The following is a 16,284-nucleotide window of genomic DNA, read 5'->3' as shown; positions in this document are numbered from 1 at the left end:
TCACCGCGTACGGCAACCGAGCCACTGGAGGATCCCGTGAAGTACCTGATGCTGATCAACGCCTCGCTCGACGCGGACGGCGAGGCCATGGGCGGCTGCACGCCCGAGGACTGGCAGCTGTTCGACAAGACCATCAAGGACTCGGGGGTCTACGTCTCCGGGAACGCGCTCGCCGACTTCACCACGGCCGCGGCGGTCCGCGTCGACGAGCACGGCGAGCGAGTGGTCACCGACGGGCCGTTCGCCGAGTCCCGCGAGGTGCTGGGCGGCTACTTCGTCGTCGACGTGCCGGATCTCGACGTCGCCCTCGACTGGGCGGCGCGCTGCCCGGGATCCCGCGGCGGCGGGCACATCGTCGTCCGGCCGCTCGCTTCGTACGGGGACTGACGGCGGTGACGGCGGCCGCGTCGGACGAGGCGTTCGGGGGTTCCGGGTGGCGGAGCCCCCGGCCCGGGGCGGAGCCCCGGCTGATACTGGAGGCGGTGTTCCGGGAGGAGCGCGGGCTGCTGCTCGCCGCGCTCGTCCGGCGGTTCGGCGACCTCGACCTGGCCGAGGAGGTGACGTCGGAGGCGATCGAAGCCGCGCTGGTGCACTGGCCCGCCGAAGGCGTGCCGCCGAAACCGGGCGCCTGGCTGATGACGACGGCGCGGCGCAAGGCCGTCGACCGGCTGCGCCGCGACCAGGCCTACGCGGCCCGGCTCGCGGTGCTGCAGGTCGAGGCCGAGCGCGCGGCCCCCGCCTCGCCGCCCGACGGCGGCCTCCCCGACAACCGGCTCCAGCTGTTCTTCACCTGCGCGCACCCGGCCCTTTCGGCCGAGGACCGCACGGCGCTGACGCTGCGCTGCCTCGCCGGGCTGACCACGCCCGAGGTGGCACGCGCGTTCCTGGTGCCGAGCGCGACGATGGGCAAGCGGATCGTGCGGGCGAAGAACCGGATCCGCACGTTGCGGATCCCGTTCCGGGTGCCGGACGCCGACGAGCTGCCCGGGCGGCTGCCGGGCGTGCTCCAGGTCGTCTACTCGATCTTCACCGAGGGCTACGCGGCCAGTTCGGGCCCGGACCTGCAGCGGCTCGACCTGGCGGAGGAGGCGATCCGGCTGGCCCGGATCCTGCGCCGGCTGCTGCCCGGCGAACGCGAGGTCGCCGGCCTGCTGGCGCTGATGCTGCTGATCCACGCGCGCCGCGACGCCCGCACCGGCCCGGACGGCGACCTGGTGCTGCTCGACGACCAGGACCGCGGCCGCTGGGACCGCGCGATGATCGAGGAGGGCGCCGCGCTGGTGGTCGTCGCGCTGACCGGCGGCCCGCCCGGGCTGTACGGCGTCCAGGCCGCGATCGCCGCGCTGCACGACGAGGCCCCGGACGTGGCTCGCACGGACTGGCCGCAGATCGTCGCGCTCTACGACGTGCTGCGCGGGCTGGCGCCGTCACCGGTGGTGGAGCTGAACCGGGCGGTGGCGGTCGCGATGCGTGACGGCCCGGCGGCGGGTCTCGCGCTGCTCGACGAGCTGGCCGGGGAACCCCGCCTGCGGGAGTACAGCCCGTTCCCGGCGGCGCGAGGCGACCTGCTCGGCCGTCTCGGCCGGACTGCCGAGGCCGAGTCGGCCTACCGTGAAGCCCTGGCACTGGCGGGCACCGAGCCCGAACGCGCCCACCTGCGCCGCCGCCTCAGGCCGGGGCGCGCAGAGCCGTGACGGCCGGGGCGAACATCGTCGCCTTGATCGCGCCCAGGGTGCCGCGGTCCTTGCCCGCCAGCACGCGGACGCGCTCGCTCGCCACCTTGACCAGTTCGGATTCGGCCGCGACCTCGTCCACCAGGCCGGCCTCCAAGGCGTCCACGCCGCCGAAGCGGCGTCCCGTGGTCATCGACGCGATCGCCGCGGCCGGGGTCAGCTTGCCCTGGATCAGCGCCGCCATCCCCGGCGTGAACGGGATGTTGATGTCCGCCTCCGGGAAGCAGAAGTACCCCCGGTCGGCGCGCATCACGCGGAAGTCGTGCGCCATGGCCAGCATCGCGCCCGCGCCGAACGCGTGGCCGTTGATCGCCGCGACCGTCGGCACCGGCAGCGTCAGCACCCGGGCGAGCAGCTCCTGCACGTCGGCGACGTACTGCGCGGCCTGGCCGCCGTGGGCCGTCAGCCACTCGAGGTCGAGGCCGTTCGAGTAGAACTTGCCGCCGCCCGTGGTCACGAGGGCGCCTTCCACGCCGTCCAAAAAGGAGTGCACGGTCTGCAGCCGGTCCGGCGAGAAGCGGTTCTCGTCGTCGCCGAGGTCCAGCACGGAAACGGGATCGGTCACGGTCGGTCCTTCTCTCGAGGGGGCACGGTCAGCACGGCCCGCACGGCGGCGGCGAGCCGTTCCCGCACCAGGGGGTCGGTGAGGTCGCGGCGGAAGAACGCGGTCGGCAGGTCGACGACACAGGTGGTGATCACCTCGACGGCCAGGCCGTCGCCGCGGTCCCACAGCTGCCGCGCCAGTCGCACGAGGAGCGCGACCAGACGTTTGTCCACCGCGTGCAGGGCGTCCGCCAGCTCGTCCGGCAGTTCGGGCCCGAACAGGCGGTCACCCCGCACCGTGAGCAGCATCCGGGCCCCGTCGGGACGCCGGGAAGCGAACACGGCGGGCGTGTCGGCCGCCGCGACCACGGCGTCGACCGGTGAGGAAGCCTGGTCCACCAGCGAGGTCTGCAGGTCGAGGAACGCGGTCGCCGCGCGCAGCCAGACCCGCGCCAGCACCGCGTTGAGCGAGCCGAACGCGTGGTAGATCGTCCCGTTCGGCACTCCCGCCGCGGCGGCCAGGCCGCGCACGGTGACCTCCGCCGACGACGCGACGAGCCGCTCGGCGACGTCGAGGAGCGCGTCGAGGTCGTGGACGCGGGGGCGGGGCATGCCGGCGACAGTAACAGAACGAGTGCTCCAAAACCATCGCGGTAAGCTGCCGCCCGTGGAGATCTGGGTGAACCCGGCGTGCTCGAAGTGCCGGTCCGCGGTGTCGATGCTGGACGAAGCGGGTGCGGAGTACACCGTGCGCCGCTACCTCGAAGACCCGCCGACGCCGGCGGAGCTCGAAGCCGTGCTGAAGCGCCTCGGCCTCGAGCCGTGGGACATCGCGCGCACGGCCGAGCCGATCGCGAAGGAGCTGGGCGTCAAGACGTGGGGCCGCGCTCCCGGGGACCGGGCGCGGTGGATCGCCGCGCTGGCCGAGCACCCCAAGCTGATCCAGCGCCCGATCATCACGGCCGACGACGGCACGACGGTCGTCGGCCGGACGCCGGAAGCCGTGCGCTCGGTCCTCTAGGGGATCGCGTCGGTCTTCGCGAGCAGCGGTACGTCCAGGGGCACCGTCTCCGGGTACTTGATCCCGGCGCCGGTGTTGAGCACGACGACGTCTTCATCGCCTTCGAGCCACCCCGACTCGCGAAGGTGCCGCAACGCGGCGAAGCACGCCCCGCCCTCCGGGCACACGAAGGTGCCTTCGCGTTCGGCGAGTTCCCGCTGCGCCGCAAGCAGTTCCTCGTCGGTGACGGCGACCGCGGTGCCGCCGGTCGCGTACACCGCGTCGAGCACGAGGAAGTCGCCCAGCGCCTTGGGCACGGTGATGCCGAAGGCGACCGTGCGCGCGTCGGGGAACGGCTCGCTTTCGCGGGCGCCGCGCCCGAACGCGTCGACGATCGGCGCGCACCCGGTCGCCTGCACCGCCACCAGCCGGGGGAGTTCTCCCGAAATCCAGCCCAGCGCCCGCATTTCCAGCAGGGCCTTGTAGATCCCGATGATGCCGACGCCGCCGCCGGTGGGGTAGAGGATGACGTCGGGCAGCCGCCAGCCGAACTGCTCGGCGATCTCGTAGCCCATCGTCTTCTTGCCCTCGATGCGGTACGGCTCCTTCAGCGTCGAGACGTCCTGGACGCCCTCGCGCCGCGGCACCGCCGCCGCGACGAGCTTGCCCGCGTCGCCGATGAGACCGTCCACCCGGTACAGCTCGGCGCCCGCGGCGACGCACTCGCGCATAGTGATCGCCGGTGCGTCGTCCGGCATCGCGATCAGGCTCGTCAGACCGGCGCGCGCGGCGTACAACGCCCACGCCGCGCCCGCGTTGCCGTTCGTCGGCATCGCGATCCCGCGCACGCCCAGCTCGGCCGCCCGCGAGACCCCGACCGCGGCGCCGCGGGCCTTGAAGGTGCCGGTCGGGACCAGGCCCTCGTCCTTCATCCACAGCCGCGAAAGCCCCAGCTCGCGGCCGTAACGCGGCAGCCGCAGCAACGGCGTCATGCCCTCGCCGAGGCTCACGACGTGCTCGGGCGACCGCACCGGCAGCACCTCGTGGTAGCGCCACAGCGTCGGCTCGCGCCCGGCGATTTCCTTCGGCGTCACGGCTTCGCGGACGCCGTCGAGGTCGTACCGCGCGAGCAGCGGCGCGCCGGCCGGGGAGAGGCCCTGGACGGCGTCGGCGTCGAAGCGCTCGCCGGTCCGGGAGCAGTCGAGGTGGCTGAGGAACGAGTACGGCACGGCGCCTCCGGTCAGAAACGGCGGGTGAACGGCTTCGGCGCGCGCATCCGGACCAGCAGCAGGAGCGGCACCAGGACGTAGGGCAGGTTGAACGCGAGGAACTTCGCCGGGTTGCCGGTGCGCGTGGCCGGGTCGCCGAAGAACTCGACGCCGAAGACGACGATCCCGGTCAGCGTGACGATCATCGTCGCGTAGACCACCGACGGCAGCTGGATCCAGTTCTTCCCGGTCAGCAGCGCGAAGACGAGCACGACGTAGAAGGGCATGTAGACGAACGCCGAGAGGCCGGTGACGATCCGCATCCAGTCCGGCGGGTGCATGAACAGCGGGTCGGCGTCGTGGGCGTACCAGTAGTTCGAGTTCACGAAGAAGTTGCCCGACGGCTTCGAGAAGTCGACGCCGACGGTCGGCAGGAGGTCGCTGATCAGCGACGTCACCGTGAAGGCCGAGAACAGCACCGCGAAGAAGACGTCGATCTTCCGTTCCCGCAGCGGCAGGTTCATACCACCGATCCTAGGTCCTAAGGTGAGCACATGGACGCGCTGCGGGTGTGCCTGTACGTCTTCGCCGGAGTGACGCTCGGCACCTGGCTGCTGTCCGTGCTGACCAGGGAGTACTCCTGGGTCGACCGGATCTGGTCGATCGTGCCGGTGGCCTACCTGGGGATCTTCGCCGGCGCCGCCGGGTTCGCCGACGCCCGGCTGGACGTGATGTTCGCGCTGGTCACGCTGTGGGGCGCGCGGCTGACGTTCAACTTCGCCCGGAAGGGTGGCTACGCCCGCGGCGGCGAGGACTACCGGTGGGCGGTGCTGCGCGAGCGGATGGCGCCGTGGCAGTTCCAGCTGTTCGACTTCTTCTTCATCTCGCTCTACCAGAACGCGATCCTGCTGCTGATCACGCTGCCCGCCTTGACCGCTTTGGACCACCGGGGCTCGTTCGGCGTCGCGGACGTCGTCGTCGCGGTGATCTTCGCCGGGTTCCTGGCCGGGGAGACGGTCGCCGACCAGCAGCAGTGGGAGTTCCACCGCGAAAAGCACGCGGGCCGGGCGCCGACGCGGTTCCTCCAGGCCGGGCTGTTCCGCTACTCGCGGCACCCGAACTTCTTCTTCGAGCAGGCGCAGTGGTGGGCGATCGCCGCGTTCGGCGTCGTCGCGGGCGGTCTGCAGTGGACGGTGGTCGGCGCGGTGCTGCTCACGCTGCTGTTCGTCGGCTCGACGCGGTTCACCGAGAGCATCAGCAAGGCGCGGTACCCGGAGTACGCCGACTACCAGCGGCGGACGTCCGCGGTGGTGCCGTGGCGGCCGGCGCGGGGATGACCGTCGTCGCCGCCCTGCAGATCGGCACGGGGGTGCCGCTCTCGCGGGTCCTGGCCTTCGAGGACGAGCTCCGCGGGGCTGCTGCCCTGGTGGTGCTGCCCGAGGCCGTCCTCGGCGGGTACCCGCGCGGGGAGCCGTTCGCCGAGTACTTCCGCGCGGCGGTGACCGTGCCGGGGCCGGAGGTGGCGGAGCTGGCCGGGCTCGCGGCGCGGACGGGGGCGAGCCTGGTGGCCGGCGTCATCGAGCGCGACGGCTCGACGCTGTACAGCACCGCGGTGTTCCTGGACCCGTCGCGGGGCCTGGTCGCGAAGCACCGGAAGCTGGTGCCGACGGCGCGCGAGCGCCTGGTCTGGGGCCGCGGCGACGGCTCGACACTCCCCGCGGTCCCGACGGCGGCGGGCCTCGCCGGCGCGGCGATCTGCTGGGAGAACCACATGCCGCTCCTGCGCGCGGCGATGTACGCGAAGGGCGTCCAGATCTGGTGCGCCCCGACGGTGGACGACCGCGACGTCTGGCAGGCGTCGATGCGCCACATCGCCGACGAAGGCCGGTGTTTCGTGGTTTCGGCGTGCGCGTACGAGTCTTCGGGGGAGGACCCGTTCCGGGGTGGAAGCGTGATCGTGGGCCCGCTGGGGGAGGTCCTCGCGGGCCCGCTGTACGGCGCGGAGGGTTTGCTCACGGCGGAGATCGACCTCGAGGAGGTGGTCACCGCGCGGCACAGCCTCGACGTCTCGGGCCACTACGCGAGGCCGGACGTTTTCGCGCTGACGGTGGACGAGCGCCCCCAGGACGGCGTCACCTTCCTGCGGTGACGCCGTCCTGCTCTCGGCTAGCTTTCGAGTTCGCTGAGCATCTGCCTGGCGGTTTCGGGGTCGTTGCGTATTGCGGCACGCAACTGCTTGACCCGGAACCTCTCGCGACTCGCCTCGACGACGTCCGGCCACCCCGTGCGGCCAGGCGTCAGCTTCTCGACGATGAGGAACTCGATCAGGTCTTCGATGGTGGGCCGAAATCTCCGGGGACCGACCGGGAAATGCAGGCGGGCCATCTCGCGAGTCGTGCCGTCGGGCCGTGTGCAAGCCTTCTGCCAGGCCTTCGAGGTCGCGCAGATCTGCAGGTGGGCCTCGGGGTATCCGTCGGACTTGTTTCTTTCGTAGTCGTAGTGGAACAGCTCTTCGCTCAGATCCTTGTCGGTGGTCACGACCAGCGCCGATGATACGACCATCAGGTACTCGGACTTCGAGTCCGGAGCGAGGCGGTACGACAGTCCCAGAAAGAGCCGCGGCTCTTTGTTGTCCATGGCGAGAGGAATTCCCACGCGCGCGTCCAGGACGTGCTTACTGATCTGGTAGCCGACAACGGAACGCGGGCTCTTCTCGTTCGAGATGACGGAACTCAGCTTGACGTTCGTGCACACCGTCCGGTTCAGCAACGCGGCGAGGTCGTCGCTGAACTTCCGAGACTCCTGAGCCAGCTCGAAAGTGGACCTCAGCGCACGCCTCCGTGCAGGTCGCCGATCGCCACCCAAGCCAGGCGCGCACGGGTGGACTCGAAGTCTCCGCTCCTGGCTTGTTCCGCGAGCTCGTCGAAGGTGAGCCCGGCGTGTTCCAGTGCGTTCCTGATCGCTTCTTCGAGGTCGGTGGCAGTGGCCTGAGTCACGTCGCTCCCGGGTCGCTCTGCGATCGCAGTCAACGCGAACTCCTCTCGGACGGGGTCTCGGGTTCCATACTCCGGTGGGGACCGACAGTTCTCCAGCTTGAAGTGTGCGATCCGGGCCACGAGTGCGGAGCATCACCCATTGGACGTAACCGTCCTGTGCGGCTGCACGTGCACGCCGTCCTTGAGGTCAACAGACGGTGGACGAGCGCCCCCAGGACGGCGTCACCTTCCTGCGGTGACGCCGTCCCGTGCGGACTCACACCGCCGCGCGGCCGCCGTCCACCGGGAGGATTGCGCCGTGGACGAAGCTTGCCTTCTCCGTCACCAGGAACGCGATCGCCGAGGCGATCTCCTCCGGGGAGGCCACCCGGCCGGCCGGGCCCGCCGAGGCCAGCTCGTCCAGGCCGTCGCCGAAGACCGCGGTGCCCTCCGTGCGGGTCGGGCCGGGGCTGACCGCGTTCACCCGGACCCCCGACGGCCCGTACTCCGCCGCCCACGCCTTCGTCATCAGCTCGACCGCCGCCTTCGACGAGCCGTAGAGGGCCATTCCCGCCATGCCGCGCAGCGCGACCATCGTGGACACGTTCACGATCGCGCCGTGGCCGCGCTCGGCCATCTCCGGCGCCAGCTCGGCGACGAGGTAGAACGGCACCTTCACGTTGGTCGTGTAGACGCGGTCGAAGTCGGCCTCGGCCGTGTCGGCCGTGGGGCCGGTCGGGAACACACCGGCGTTGTTCACCAGCACGTCGACCCGCCCGCCCACCTCCCGCGCCCGGGCGGCGAGCGCCCGCGCCGCCGCCGCGTCCTTCAGGTCGGCCGCGACGAAGTCGGCCTTCCCGCCCGCCGCGCGGATGGTCTCGACGACCTGTTCGCCGCGCCCGGCGTCCCGGCCGGACAGCACGACGTGCGCGCCGAGCCCGGCCAGCGCGACCGCCGTCGCCCGGCCGATCCCGCTGGTCCCGCCGGTCACCAGCGCCGTCGTCCCGGACAGTTCTGCAGTCATGGCTTTCACTCCCGCTCACTCGCCGGGGTGTTTCCCCGGTCGCAGGGTTCAAGCGGGAGCGGCCCTCCGGGCTTCCGGGAGCGCGTTCGGCGCTCCTTATGCCGGCTATCGGCCGCGGTGATGGCCCGGCACCGCCGCCTCGAGCGCGGCGAGGAACCGGTCGCGGCCGACGGTGTTCGCCGGGTTCCGGACCGGCGTGCCGCGCTTCGCGGAGATGCCGAACTCCAGGCCGGACTTTCCCGATCCGCGGCAGAACACGAGCCGCCGGTCGGTGAGCACCAGCGTGCCGCCCATCATGGGACACCTCCGAGGAGCCGGCCGCCGAACTGGGTCGTCACCACGACTTCGCCGGACATCGCCGCTTCCTCCGCCGTCGCCGGGAAAGAGGCCGAGACGGCCGGGCAGATACGGTCAGCCCGCGTTTTCCAGCGCCGCGACGAACTCCGCGACGTCCCGGCGGTGCGACGTCGCGGGCCACACCGCCCAGGTCCGCCGGACGATCGGGTTCCCGGCCAACGGCAGCCACCGCACGGTGTCCGGCATCGGGTACGGCCAGTCGGGCGGCGCGAAGGCGTAGGCCCCGCCCGCGCTGACCGCCGGGATCTTGAGCTCGACGATCAGCCGCTGCTCCTCGGGGACGTCGGGGCCGACGTCGAGGCCGTGGCTGCGGAGGATCGCCGCCAGCTCGTCGTACCACGCCGGGCTGCCCGCGCGGGCGAAGGCGAACCAGTCGAGCCCGGCCAGGTCCTGCAGGCGCACGCCGTCCGGCCCCGCGAGCTTCTCCGCGAGGTCCGCCGCCAGCAGGACACCCACGTTCTCCTTGACGACGAGCGACGCATCCAGGTCGGGCCCGGCCGGGCGTTCGCGGACCAGCCCGACGTCCAGCTCGTCCGCCCGCAGCGCGGCCACCTGCGCCACCGACGACAGGTGGCGCGCCTGCACCCGCGTGTCCGGGAACGCCTCCGCCAGCCGCGCGAGCGCCGACGGCAGCAGGTCCGGCGGCAGTTCGAGCGGGACGCCGACGCGCAGCACGCCGCCGCCGGTCGCCGTGTGCCGGGCCATCGCGGCCAGCGCCTGGTCGTGCCGCGCGAGGACCGCCCGGGCCTCGCCCAGCAACGTCGTCCCGGCGTCGGTCGCCTGGACACCGGTGCTGGTGCGCACGAGCAGCTGGACGCCGAGCCGTCGCTCCAGCGCGGTGATCGTCTGGGACAGCGCCGGCTGGCTCACGTGCAGCTGCCGCGCCGCCTTCGACATCGCCCCGGCTTCGACGACCGCGACGAACGCGCGCATCTCACGGATCTCCATCAGCGGGCCCACCGGATCGGCAGCGACTTGAGGCCGTTCTGGAAGTTCGACCGCAGCCGCACCGGCTCGCCCGCGAGTTCCACGAAGCCGAGCTGGTCGAGCACCGCGCCGAACATCGCCCGCAGCTGCACGCGGGCCAGGTGCGCGCCGAGGCAGAAGTGCGGGCCGTGGCCGAAGGTCAGGTGGTCGTTCGGCGACCGGCCGACGTCGAAGACGTCCGGCGCCGGGAACACCTCGGGGTCGCGGTTGGCCGAAGAGAACCAGACCACCACCTTGTCCCCGGCGCGGATATCCACATCGGACAGCCGGACGTCCGAAACGGCCGTGCGCCTGAAGTGCATGACCGGAGTCCACCAGCGGAGCATTTCTTCGACGGCGGACGGCAGCAGCGACCGGTCCGCCAGCAGCCGCCGGTACTGCGCGGGGTGCGACAGCAGGGCGAGCATCCCGCCGGGCAGGCCGTTGCGGAGGGTTTCGTTGCCCGCCACGGAAAACAGCCAGAACAGGTTTTCGAACTCGGCGAGCGAGACGCGCCCGCCGTCGTCGCCGACGTGCCGCATCAGGTTGCTCATCACGTCGTCGCCGGGGTGCTCGCGCTTGTGCTCGCCCAGCGCGTTCGCGTACGCGTAGAGGTCCGGCATCCCGGCGCGGGTCCGCGGGTCCGGCATCGAGCCGTCCGGGCCGGGGGACGGGCGGACGGCCAGTGCCGCCCGCGCCAGGTCGGTCACCTCCGCCGCGTCGACGGTCGCGCTGACCGCGTACTCGGCGTCCTGGTAGCCGATCACGCGGTTGCTCCAGTCGTACATCAGCCGCCGGTCGCGCTCCGGCACGCCGAACACCGCGGCGAGGGTGAGCAGCGGCAGGTCGGCGGCCACCTTCGCGAAGTCGCACTCGCCGTCGGCGGCGACCGCCGCGACGAGCTCTCGCGCCCGGCTTTCGATCTGCGAAGTCAGCTTCGCGACGGCGCGCGGGGTGAACGCCTTGGTGAGCAGCCCGCGCAGCCTGCCGTGCTCCGGCGGGTCCATGTTGAGCATCATCCGGCGCACGTAGGCCAGGTCCGCCTCCGACGCCGGGTCGCGGATCTGCGTCCCGCCGAGCTGGGAGGAGAACACGCCGGGGTCACGCAGGACGCGCCGCACGTCGGCGTGCCGCAGCACGGCCCAGAAGTCGCCGACGCGCACCACCGGCGACTCGCGCCGCAGCCGCGCGAGCTCGTCGTACGGGACACCCCGCACGTAGGTGTCCGGATCGGTGATCGCCACGAGCCGACCCTAGCCGCGCCCACCGGCGATTTGGGAGGCTGCGCGGATGGACACGCTCAACATGCGCTCCGGCGGCCAGGGCGAACCGGCCGTCCTCCTCCTGCACGGCCTCGGCGCGACCGGCGCCGTGTGGGCCCACTTCGCCCCCTTGCTCGGCCGGCGCGTCCTGGTCCCCGACCTGCCCGGCCACGGCCCGTCCTCGCCGTTGCCGCACTACAGCTTCGAGACGCTCACCGCGGCGATCGCGCGGGCGCTCCCGGACACCGGCCCGCTCGTCGTCGCCGGGCACTCGCTCGGCGGGGTGCTCGCGCTGGAACTGGCGTCCGGCCGGTACGACGTCGAGGTCGCCGGCGTGCTCGCGCTCGGGGTGAAGGTCGAGTGGAGCCAGGACGACCTGGGCCGCGCGGCGTCCTTCGCGGCCCGGCCGGTCCGGGTGTTCGAGACGCGGGTGGACGCCGAACAGGCGTACCTGAAGGTCTCCGGGCTGCTCGGGATCGCGCCCGCCGACCCGGCCGGGCTCCGCGAGACCGAGGGAGGTTGGCGTCTCGCGATGGACCCGGCCGCGTTCGGCGTCGGCGCGCCGGACATGCCGGCCCTGCTCGCCGCGGCGCGGTGCCCGGTGGTGCTGGCGGCGGGCGAGACCGACCCGATGAGCCGTCCGGAGCAGCTGCGCGCGCTCGACCCGGACGCCGTCACCCTCGCCGGCCTCGGGCACAACGCGCACGTCGAGGACCCGGCCGCCGTGCGTGCCCTGCTGGAGCGGTTCGGCGTCTGAAGGTCCGGAGCAGCCGTCGTACCCCAGGCGACGGCTGCTCCGCGAACCCCTCGCCACTACGGACCCGGCAAAGCCTAGGAACACCCGGTGGACGAATGCCTGTACTCGCGGCCCGCGCCGCCGTCACCGTCGGTACCTGCGGAAACGGTTATCTTCGCCGATCGGTGGTACAGGTGGAGCGGCACGATCGTGATGCTGGAGGGGTACGTTCCGCTCGGGCACGCGGGAGAGGACGCCTGTGGACGAAGGCCTGTCGTTCGCCGGATGGCTGCGGGAACGGCGCGTGCTCGCCGGTCTCACCCAGGCCCAGCTCGCCGAGCGGGCCGGGCTGAGCCTGCGCGCGGTGCGCAACGCCGAGCTCGGCAGCGTCCGCCGTCCCCGCCCGGAGACGGCGAGGCGGCTGCGGGAAGCGCTTGCCGAAGCCCCGCCGGAGCCGGTGCGGATCGGCGTCCTCGGTCCGCTGACGGTGACGCGGGGCGCCGAGCCGGTCGAGATCGGCGCGGAGAAGCAGCGCCTGCTGCTCGCGCTGCTGGCCCTGCAGCCGAACCGGACCGTGCGGCGCGAGGACCTCGTCGACGTCATCTGGGACGAGCCGCCGCCGTCGTGCCTGGAGCTGCTCCACACCTACGTGGCGCGGCTGCGGCGGGCGCTGCGGCCGGCCGATCTCATCGCCACCGACAAGGGCGGTTACCGGCTGACCGCCGGCGAGGACGAGCTCGACTTGCTGCGGTTCGAGGCCCTCCTCGCGCGCGACGCCCACCGCGAGGCGCTCGAACTCTGGCGCGGGCCGGCGCTCGTCGACGTCGAACGGCTGCGCCAGCACCCCGCCCGGCTCGCGCTCGCGATGCGGCGCGCCAAGGCCGTGATGGCCTACGCCGGGGTCGCGGACCCCGAGGACGCGGCGGTGCAGCTGCGGGTGCTGACCGCCGAGGAGCCGCTCAACGAGTCCGCGCACGCCCGGCTGGTGCTGACGCTGGCCGCGTCCGGGCGCCAGGCCGCCGCGCTGGACGTGTACGACGAGGTGCGCCGCCGGCTGGCCGACGAGCTGGGCCTCGAACCCGGCCCCGAGCTGCGCGCGGCCCAGCGCCAGGTGCTGCGGCAGGACTTCGCCGCCCCGGAGCCGCCGGCCCGCGTCCCCGCCCAGCTGCCCGCCGACGTCTCCGGCTTCCGCGGCCGCGCGTCCCAGCTGGCCGAGCTGGACGGCCTCGTGCGCCGCGACGAAGGCGACACCGGCGCGCGGATCGCCGTCCTCTCCGGGACCGGCGGCGTCGGGAAGACCGCGCTCGCCGTCCACTGGGCCCAGCGGTCCCTGGCGGAGTTCCCGGACGGCCAGCTCTACCTCGACCTGCACGGTTACGGCACGGTCCGGCCGGTCGAGCCGGGCGACGCGCTGTCGGGGTTCCTGCGGGCCCTCGGCGTCGACGGCGCCGACATCCCGGCCGAGCCGGACGAGCGCGCGGCGAAGTTCCGCACCGCGCTCACCGGCCGCCGGATGCTGCTGGTGCTGGACAACGCCGGCTCGGTCGGGCAGGTCCGCCCGCTGCTGCCCGGCTCGCCGTCGTGCCTGGTGCTGGTGACCAGCCGCGACGCGCTGCCCGGGCTCATCGCCCGGCACGGCGCCCGCCGGGTGCTCGTGGACCTGCTCACCGACGCCGAAGCCGGTGACCTGCTGCGGACGCTGCTCGGCCGCCGCGTCGACGACGAGCCCGAGGCCACGGCGGCGCTGATCGGCTACTCGGCCCGGCTGCCGCTGGCGCTGCGGCTGGTCGCGGAGCTGGCCCTGAGCCGGCCGGGGGAGCGGCTCACCGCGCTCGCGGCCGAGCTGGCCGACGAGCGGCGGCGGCTCGACCTGCTCGACGGCGGTGGTGACCCGCTGACCGCGGTCCGCGCCGTGTTCTCGTGGTCCTACCGGCACCTGGCGCCCGACGCCGCCCGCGTGTTCCGGCTCTGCGGCCTGCACCCGGGCCGCGACCTGACGCCCGCCGCGATCGCCGCGCTCGCCGGCGTCGCGCTGCCGGAGGCGGAACGGCTCACCGGCGCGCTGGTGCGCGCCCACCTCGCGCAGGAGACCGGGGCCGACCGCGTCCAGCTGCACGACCTGCTGCGCGTCTACGCCGCCGAACTCGCCGCCGCCGAGCCGGCCGAAAGCCACGCGGCCCAGGAGCGGCTGTTCGACTTCTACGTCCGGTCGGCCGCGCAGGCCATGGACGTCGTCCTGCCCCTGGAACGCCACCTGCGCCCGCACGTGCCCGACCCCGACGTCAAGGTGCTCGACGCGCCGGCGTGGCTGGAGGCCGAGCGCCGCAACCTCCTGGCCGTCGCCGCGCACGCGACCCGGCACGGCTGGGCCGACCACCTGCGGCTGCTGTCCGGGATCCTGTGGCACTACCTCGACGTCGGCGGCTACCACGAGGAAGCGCTGGTGCTGCACACGCACGCGTCGGCACTGGCCCACGACGCCGGCGACCGGGTGGCCGAGGCCGAGCCGCTCACGCTGATCGCGCTGGGCCACTGGCGGGTCGGCCGGTCCCGGGAAGCCCGGCGGTACCTGGAGGAAGCGCTCGTCCTCGTCCGCGAGACCGGCGACCGGCGCACCGAAATCCACGTCCTCAACACCCTCGGCCTGGTCTGCCGCGCACTCGGCCGGTTCGCCGAGGCGATCACGTACTCGGCGGAAGCACTGGCCCTGGCGCGGAAAACCGGCGACCGCACCAGCGAAGGCCTGGTGCTGGTGGTGCTCGGCTGTTCCTGCCGCGGCATCGGCCGCTACGGCGAAGCGATCGGCTACCTCGGCGAGGCCCTCGCTCTCGCGCGCGAGATCGCCGACCGCACGAGCGAGGGCTACGCGCTGGTCAACACGGGCGACGCGTTGTCGGCGCTGGGGCGCCACGACGAAGCGGTCCGGGCCCTGCGGGAGGGCCTGGAACACTTCCGCGCCATGGGTGTCCGGGTGAGCGAGGGGTACGCGCTGGGCATCCTCGGCGACGTCGAACACGCGCGCGGCCGGTACGCCGAGGCCGCCGCGCACCTCGAGCGGGCGCTGGAGATCGCGCAGGAGACCGGAAGCCCGCCGAACCGCAGCGTCGCGCTGAAGCACCTCGGCGACGTCCGGCTGGCGCAGGGCCGGCACGCGGAAGCGGCCCAGCACCTCGAAGAGGCGCTGGGCCTGGCCCGCGAATGCGGCGACCGGGGCGTGGAGTCCCGCGTGCTCAACAGCCTCGGTGCCCTGGCGTCGGCACGCGGCGCTTCGCCGGACGCGCTCGCGTACCACCGCGAAGCCCTGGCCGTGGCCAAGGAAACGGGCTGCGGTCCCGAGCAGGGCCGGGCCCACTGCGGGCTCGGCGAAGTCCATTGTGGACTCGGTGACCCGGAGGCCGCGCGCGAACACTGGGAACGCGCGTTGGCTTGTTACGCCGGGGAATGCGTCCCCGGCCTGATCCGCGTGAAGGACCACTTGGCGGCGCTGGAGCGCGTCGCGGGGTAGTGGCGTTCGTCGGCGACCAGGTCGCCTTCGAGCCGCTGGGCGTCCCGGTCGAAGACGTCGGTGCTGCCGGCCAGCCGGTTGCGCGGGTACGGGCGGCGGCGGTACGCGCGGTCCAGGGCCCACGCAACGAGAACGGCGGCGGCGAGAACGGCGATGATCATGACGCTCCTCCCGGAGTGCGGAGTGCTGTTGCCTTGAAGAACGTGTAATGGAAGGTCCCGTATTCCCTGGTGGTGCGGTAAAGGTCGGCGATGCCGCGCGCCCAGCCCGCCTCGTCGGCGAGCCCCCCGGACACGGCGGCCGCGCCGACGCCTTCGACCATCGCGATGAACGTGTCGCGGGTGAACCCCGTGACGAGCTCGGGCCGCGACGCGTCGGCGTAGACGGTCCTCGGTTCCAGTGCGACGTCACCGAATCCGGCTTGCGCGAGCAGCGGGTACAGGCGGCGCCCGAGGAGCCCGTCGCCGCCGGCGTCGGCCTGGAGGCGGACGAGGCAGTCGATCGCGGCCTGGGCGTGCTCGCTGCGCGGGTGGAAGAACGCGGAGCCGTGGTCGCCCTCGATGACGGTGATCGTGCCGCCCGGCCGCAGCAGGGTTCTCAGGTGCGCCAGCGCTTTCTCCGGCTCCGGCAGGTGCTCCAGCACGAAGCAGACGAAGAGGTGGTCGTATTCGCCGTCGAGGTCGAACAGGTCGGCCCGGCGGAAGTCGGCCCGCGGGCCGACTCTGGCCTTGGCCTGGGCGAGGGATTCCGCGGAGACGTCGACCGCGGTCAGGTGCGCGCCGGGACTGCGGGCCACGAGGTGGACGGTCTGGGCGCCGACGCCGCAGCCGACCTCCAGCACGCGGCTGCCGTCGGGGTAGGCCGTCCCGGCGTGCAGCAGGTCGGCGAGGGTGTCGGCCTGGTCGCCGAGGCGGCGGGCCTCGGGGGCGGTGTATCCGTGCACGTAGGTGGTGTCCATGGGTCCAGCGTGCTGCG

General features: G+C 73.1%; 19 protein-coding genes. 7 read left to right on the top strand and 12 right to left on the bottom strand.

What is annotated here, in order from left to right; translation table 11 throughout:
* The first annotated feature begins 36 nt into the window (after nucleotides 1-36).
* Entirely contained in the window at nucleotides 37-387 is a 351-nt protein-coding gene (locus ACH54P_RS18770) for a YciI family protein (protein WP_489914454.1), read from the top strand.
* 95 nt (nucleotides 388-482) lie between these two features.
* On the top strand, nucleotides 483-1,694 hold the full coding sequence (locus tag ACH54P_RS18765; RefSeq protein WP_489914452.1) for an RNA polymerase sigma factor: 1,212 nt from the start codon (nucleotides 483-485) through the stop codon (nucleotides 1,692-1,694).
* On the opposite strand, the gene ACH54P_RS18760 is transcribed toward ACH54P_RS18765, so the two are convergent.
* Both ACH54P_RS18760 and ACH54P_RS18755 read right to left on the bottom strand, forming a co-directional pair.
* Nucleotides 1,669-2,298 carry an enoyl-CoA hydratase/isomerase family protein gene (locus tag ACH54P_RS18760; RefSeq protein WP_489914450.1) on the bottom strand — a complete coding sequence of 210 codons (630 nt, stop codon included), beginning with the start codon at nucleotides 2,296-2,298 and terminating at the stop codon, nucleotides 1,669-1,671. The two genes, ACH54P_RS18765 and ACH54P_RS18760, sit on opposite strands and share 26 nt — an antisense overlap.
* Nucleotides 2,295-2,888, bottom strand: coding sequence for a TetR/AcrR family transcriptional regulator (locus tag ACH54P_RS18755; RefSeq protein WP_489914448.1), 594 nt, complete (start codon nucleotides 2,886-2,888; stop codon nucleotides 2,295-2,297). The genes ACH54P_RS18760 and ACH54P_RS18755 overlap by 4 nt, the downstream gene beginning before the upstream one ends.
* Nucleotides 2,889-2,943: 55 nt before the next feature.
* On the opposite strand from ACH54P_RS18755, the gene ACH54P_RS18750 reads away from it, so the two are divergent.
* Complete coding sequence (locus ACH54P_RS18750; protein ID WP_489914446.1) at nucleotides 2,944-3,297, top strand: arsenate reductase family protein; 354 nt, start codon at nucleotides 2,944-2,946, stop codon at nucleotides 3,295-3,297.
* Here the strand turns inward: ACH54P_RS18750 and ACH54P_RS18745 are convergent.
* Complete coding sequence (locus tag ACH54P_RS18745) at nucleotides 3,294-4,505, bottom strand: threonine synthase (RefSeq protein WP_489914444.1); 1,212 nt, start codon at nucleotides 4,503-4,505, stop codon at nucleotides 3,294-3,296. The genes ACH54P_RS18750 and ACH54P_RS18745 overlap by 4 nt on opposite strands.
* A gap of 11 nt (nucleotides 4,506-4,516) precedes the next feature.
* Entirely contained in the window at nucleotides 4,517-5,008 is a 492-nt protein-coding gene (locus ACH54P_RS18740; protein WP_489914442.1) for an EXPERA domain-containing protein, read from the bottom strand.
* Between the two features lie 30 nt (nucleotides 5,009-5,038).
* Between ACH54P_RS18740 and ACH54P_RS18735 the strand changes: the two genes are divergently transcribed.
* Both ACH54P_RS18735 and ACH54P_RS18730 read left to right on the top strand, forming a co-directional pair.
* Nucleotides 5,039-5,821 (top strand): DUF1295 domain-containing protein, encoded by a 783-nt coding sequence (locus tag ACH54P_RS18735; RefSeq protein WP_489914440.1) that lies wholly within the window; start codon nucleotides 5,039-5,041, stop codon nucleotides 5,819-5,821.
* Nucleotides 5,800-6,633: a carbon-nitrogen hydrolase family protein gene (locus ACH54P_RS18730; protein ID WP_489914438.1), complete on the top strand. Its 834-nt coding sequence runs from the start codon at nucleotides 5,800-5,802 to the stop codon at nucleotides 6,631-6,633. Before ACH54P_RS18735 ends, ACH54P_RS18730 begins: the two co-directional genes overlap by 22 nt.
* A gap of 17 nt (nucleotides 6,634-6,650) precedes the next feature.
* Here ACH54P_RS18730 and ACH54P_RS18725 read toward each other — a convergent pair whose 3' ends face one another.
* From ACH54P_RS18725 to ACH54P_RS18700, 6 genes are all read right to left on the bottom strand, one after another.
* Nucleotides 6,651-7,253, bottom strand: a complete 603-nt coding sequence (locus ACH54P_RS18725) for a hypothetical protein (RefSeq protein WP_489914436.1) — start codon at nucleotides 7,251-7,253, stop codon at nucleotides 6,651-6,653.
* A 56-nt stretch (nucleotides 7,254-7,309) separates the two neighbouring features.
* On the bottom strand, nucleotides 7,310-7,480 hold the full coding sequence (locus ACH54P_RS18720; protein WP_489914434.1) for a hypothetical protein: 171 nt from the start codon (nucleotides 7,478-7,480) through the stop codon (nucleotides 7,310-7,312).
* A gap of 256 nt (nucleotides 7,481-7,736) precedes the next feature.
* The gene (locus ACH54P_RS18715; protein ID WP_489914432.1) at nucleotides 7,737-8,483 is read right to left on the bottom strand and encodes an SDR family NAD(P)-dependent oxidoreductase; all 747 of its coding nucleotides are present in this window, start codon (nucleotides 8,481-8,483) and stop codon (nucleotides 7,737-7,739) included.
* Nucleotides 8,484-8,588: 105 nt separating this feature from the next.
* A complete protein-coding gene (locus ACH54P_RS18710) occupies nucleotides 8,589-8,777 on the bottom strand; it encodes a hypothetical protein (RefSeq protein ID WP_489914430.1) in 189 nt (62 codons plus the stop codon).
* 117 nt (nucleotides 8,778-8,894) lie between these two features.
* On the bottom strand, nucleotides 8,895-9,788 hold the full coding sequence (locus ACH54P_RS18705) for a LysR family transcriptional regulator (RefSeq protein WP_489914428.1): 894 nt from the start codon (nucleotides 9,786-9,788) through the stop codon (nucleotides 8,895-8,897).
* Nucleotides 9,788-11,050: a cytochrome P450 gene (locus ACH54P_RS18700; RefSeq protein ID WP_489914426.1), complete on the bottom strand. Its 1,263-nt coding sequence runs from the start codon at nucleotides 11,048-11,050 to the stop codon at nucleotides 9,788-9,790. The genes ACH54P_RS18705 and ACH54P_RS18700 overlap by 1 nt, the downstream gene beginning before the upstream one ends.
* A 46-nt stretch (nucleotides 11,051-11,096) precedes the next feature.
* On the opposite strand from ACH54P_RS18700, the gene ACH54P_RS18695 reads away from it, so the two are divergent.
* Both ACH54P_RS18695 and ACH54P_RS18690 read left to right on the top strand, forming a co-directional pair.
* Nucleotides 11,097-11,825, top strand: coding sequence for an alpha/beta fold hydrolase (locus ACH54P_RS18695; protein WP_489914424.1), 729 nt, complete (start codon nucleotides 11,097-11,099; stop codon nucleotides 11,823-11,825).
* A 238-nt stretch (nucleotides 11,826-12,063) separates the two neighbouring features.
* Complete coding sequence (locus tag ACH54P_RS18690; RefSeq protein WP_489914422.1) at nucleotides 12,064-15,309, top strand: tetratricopeptide repeat protein; 3,246 nt, start codon at nucleotides 12,064-12,066, stop codon at nucleotides 15,307-15,309.
* On the opposite strand, the gene ACH54P_RS18685 is transcribed toward ACH54P_RS18690, so the two are convergent.
* Together ACH54P_RS18685 and ACH54P_RS18680 are read right to left on the bottom strand one after the other, a co-directional pair.
* Nucleotides 15,234-15,470, bottom strand: a complete 237-nt coding sequence (locus ACH54P_RS18685; protein WP_489914420.1) for a hypothetical protein — start codon at nucleotides 15,468-15,470, stop codon at nucleotides 15,234-15,236. The genes ACH54P_RS18690 and ACH54P_RS18685 overlap by 76 nt on opposite strands.
* Nucleotides 15,467-16,267 (bottom strand): L-histidine N(alpha)-methyltransferase, encoded by an 801-nt coding sequence (locus tag ACH54P_RS18680; protein WP_489914418.1) that lies wholly within the window; start codon nucleotides 16,265-16,267, stop codon nucleotides 15,467-15,469. The genes ACH54P_RS18685 and ACH54P_RS18680 overlap by 4 nt, the downstream gene beginning before the upstream one ends.
* Between the last annotated feature and the right edge of the window lie 17 nt (nucleotides 16,268-16,284).

It is taken from the genome of Amycolatopsis sp. N2S4-7, assembly GCF_058119595.1.
Note: the sequence above shows the minus strand (reverse complement) of the source record. Positions and strands in the feature narration are given on the sequence as shown.

Bases quoted from the DNA above. Each gene is read 5' to 3' on its own strand.
- ACH54P_RS18680 (WP_489914418.1), bottom strand. From the start codon at position 16,267: ATGGACACCACCTACGTGCACGGATACACCGCCCCCGAGGCCCGCCGC.
- ACH54P_RS18705 (WP_489914428.1), bottom strand. From the start codon at position 9,788: ATGGAGATCCGTGAGATGCGCGCGTTCGTCGCGGTCGTCGAAGCCGGG.
- ACH54P_RS18740 (WP_489914442.1), bottom strand. From the start codon at position 5,008: ATGAACCTGCCGCTGCGGGAACGGAAGATCGACGTCTTCTTCGCGGTG.
- ACH54P_RS18715 (WP_489914432.1), bottom strand. From the start codon at position 8,483: ATGACTGCAGAACTGTCCGGGACGACGGCGCTGGTGACCGGCGGGACC.
- ACH54P_RS18685 (WP_489914420.1), bottom strand. From the start codon at position 15,470: ATGATCATCGCCGTTCTCGCCGCCGCCGTTCTCGTTGCGTGGGCCCTG.
- ACH54P_RS18755 (WP_489914448.1), bottom strand. From the start codon at position 2,888: ATGCCCCGCCCCCGCGTCCACGACCTCGACGCGCTCCTCGACGTCGCC.
- ACH54P_RS18710 (WP_489914430.1), bottom strand. From the start codon at position 8,777: ATGGGCGGCACGCTGGTGCTCACCGACCGGCGGCTCGTGTTCTGCCGC.
- ACH54P_RS18695 (WP_489914424.1), top strand. From the start codon at position 11,097: ATGGACACGCTCAACATGCGCTCCGGCGGCCAGGGCGAACCGGCCGTC.
- ACH54P_RS18735 (WP_489914440.1), top strand. From the start codon at position 5,039: ATGGACGCGCTGCGGGTGTGCCTGTACGTCTTCGCCGGAGTGACGCTC.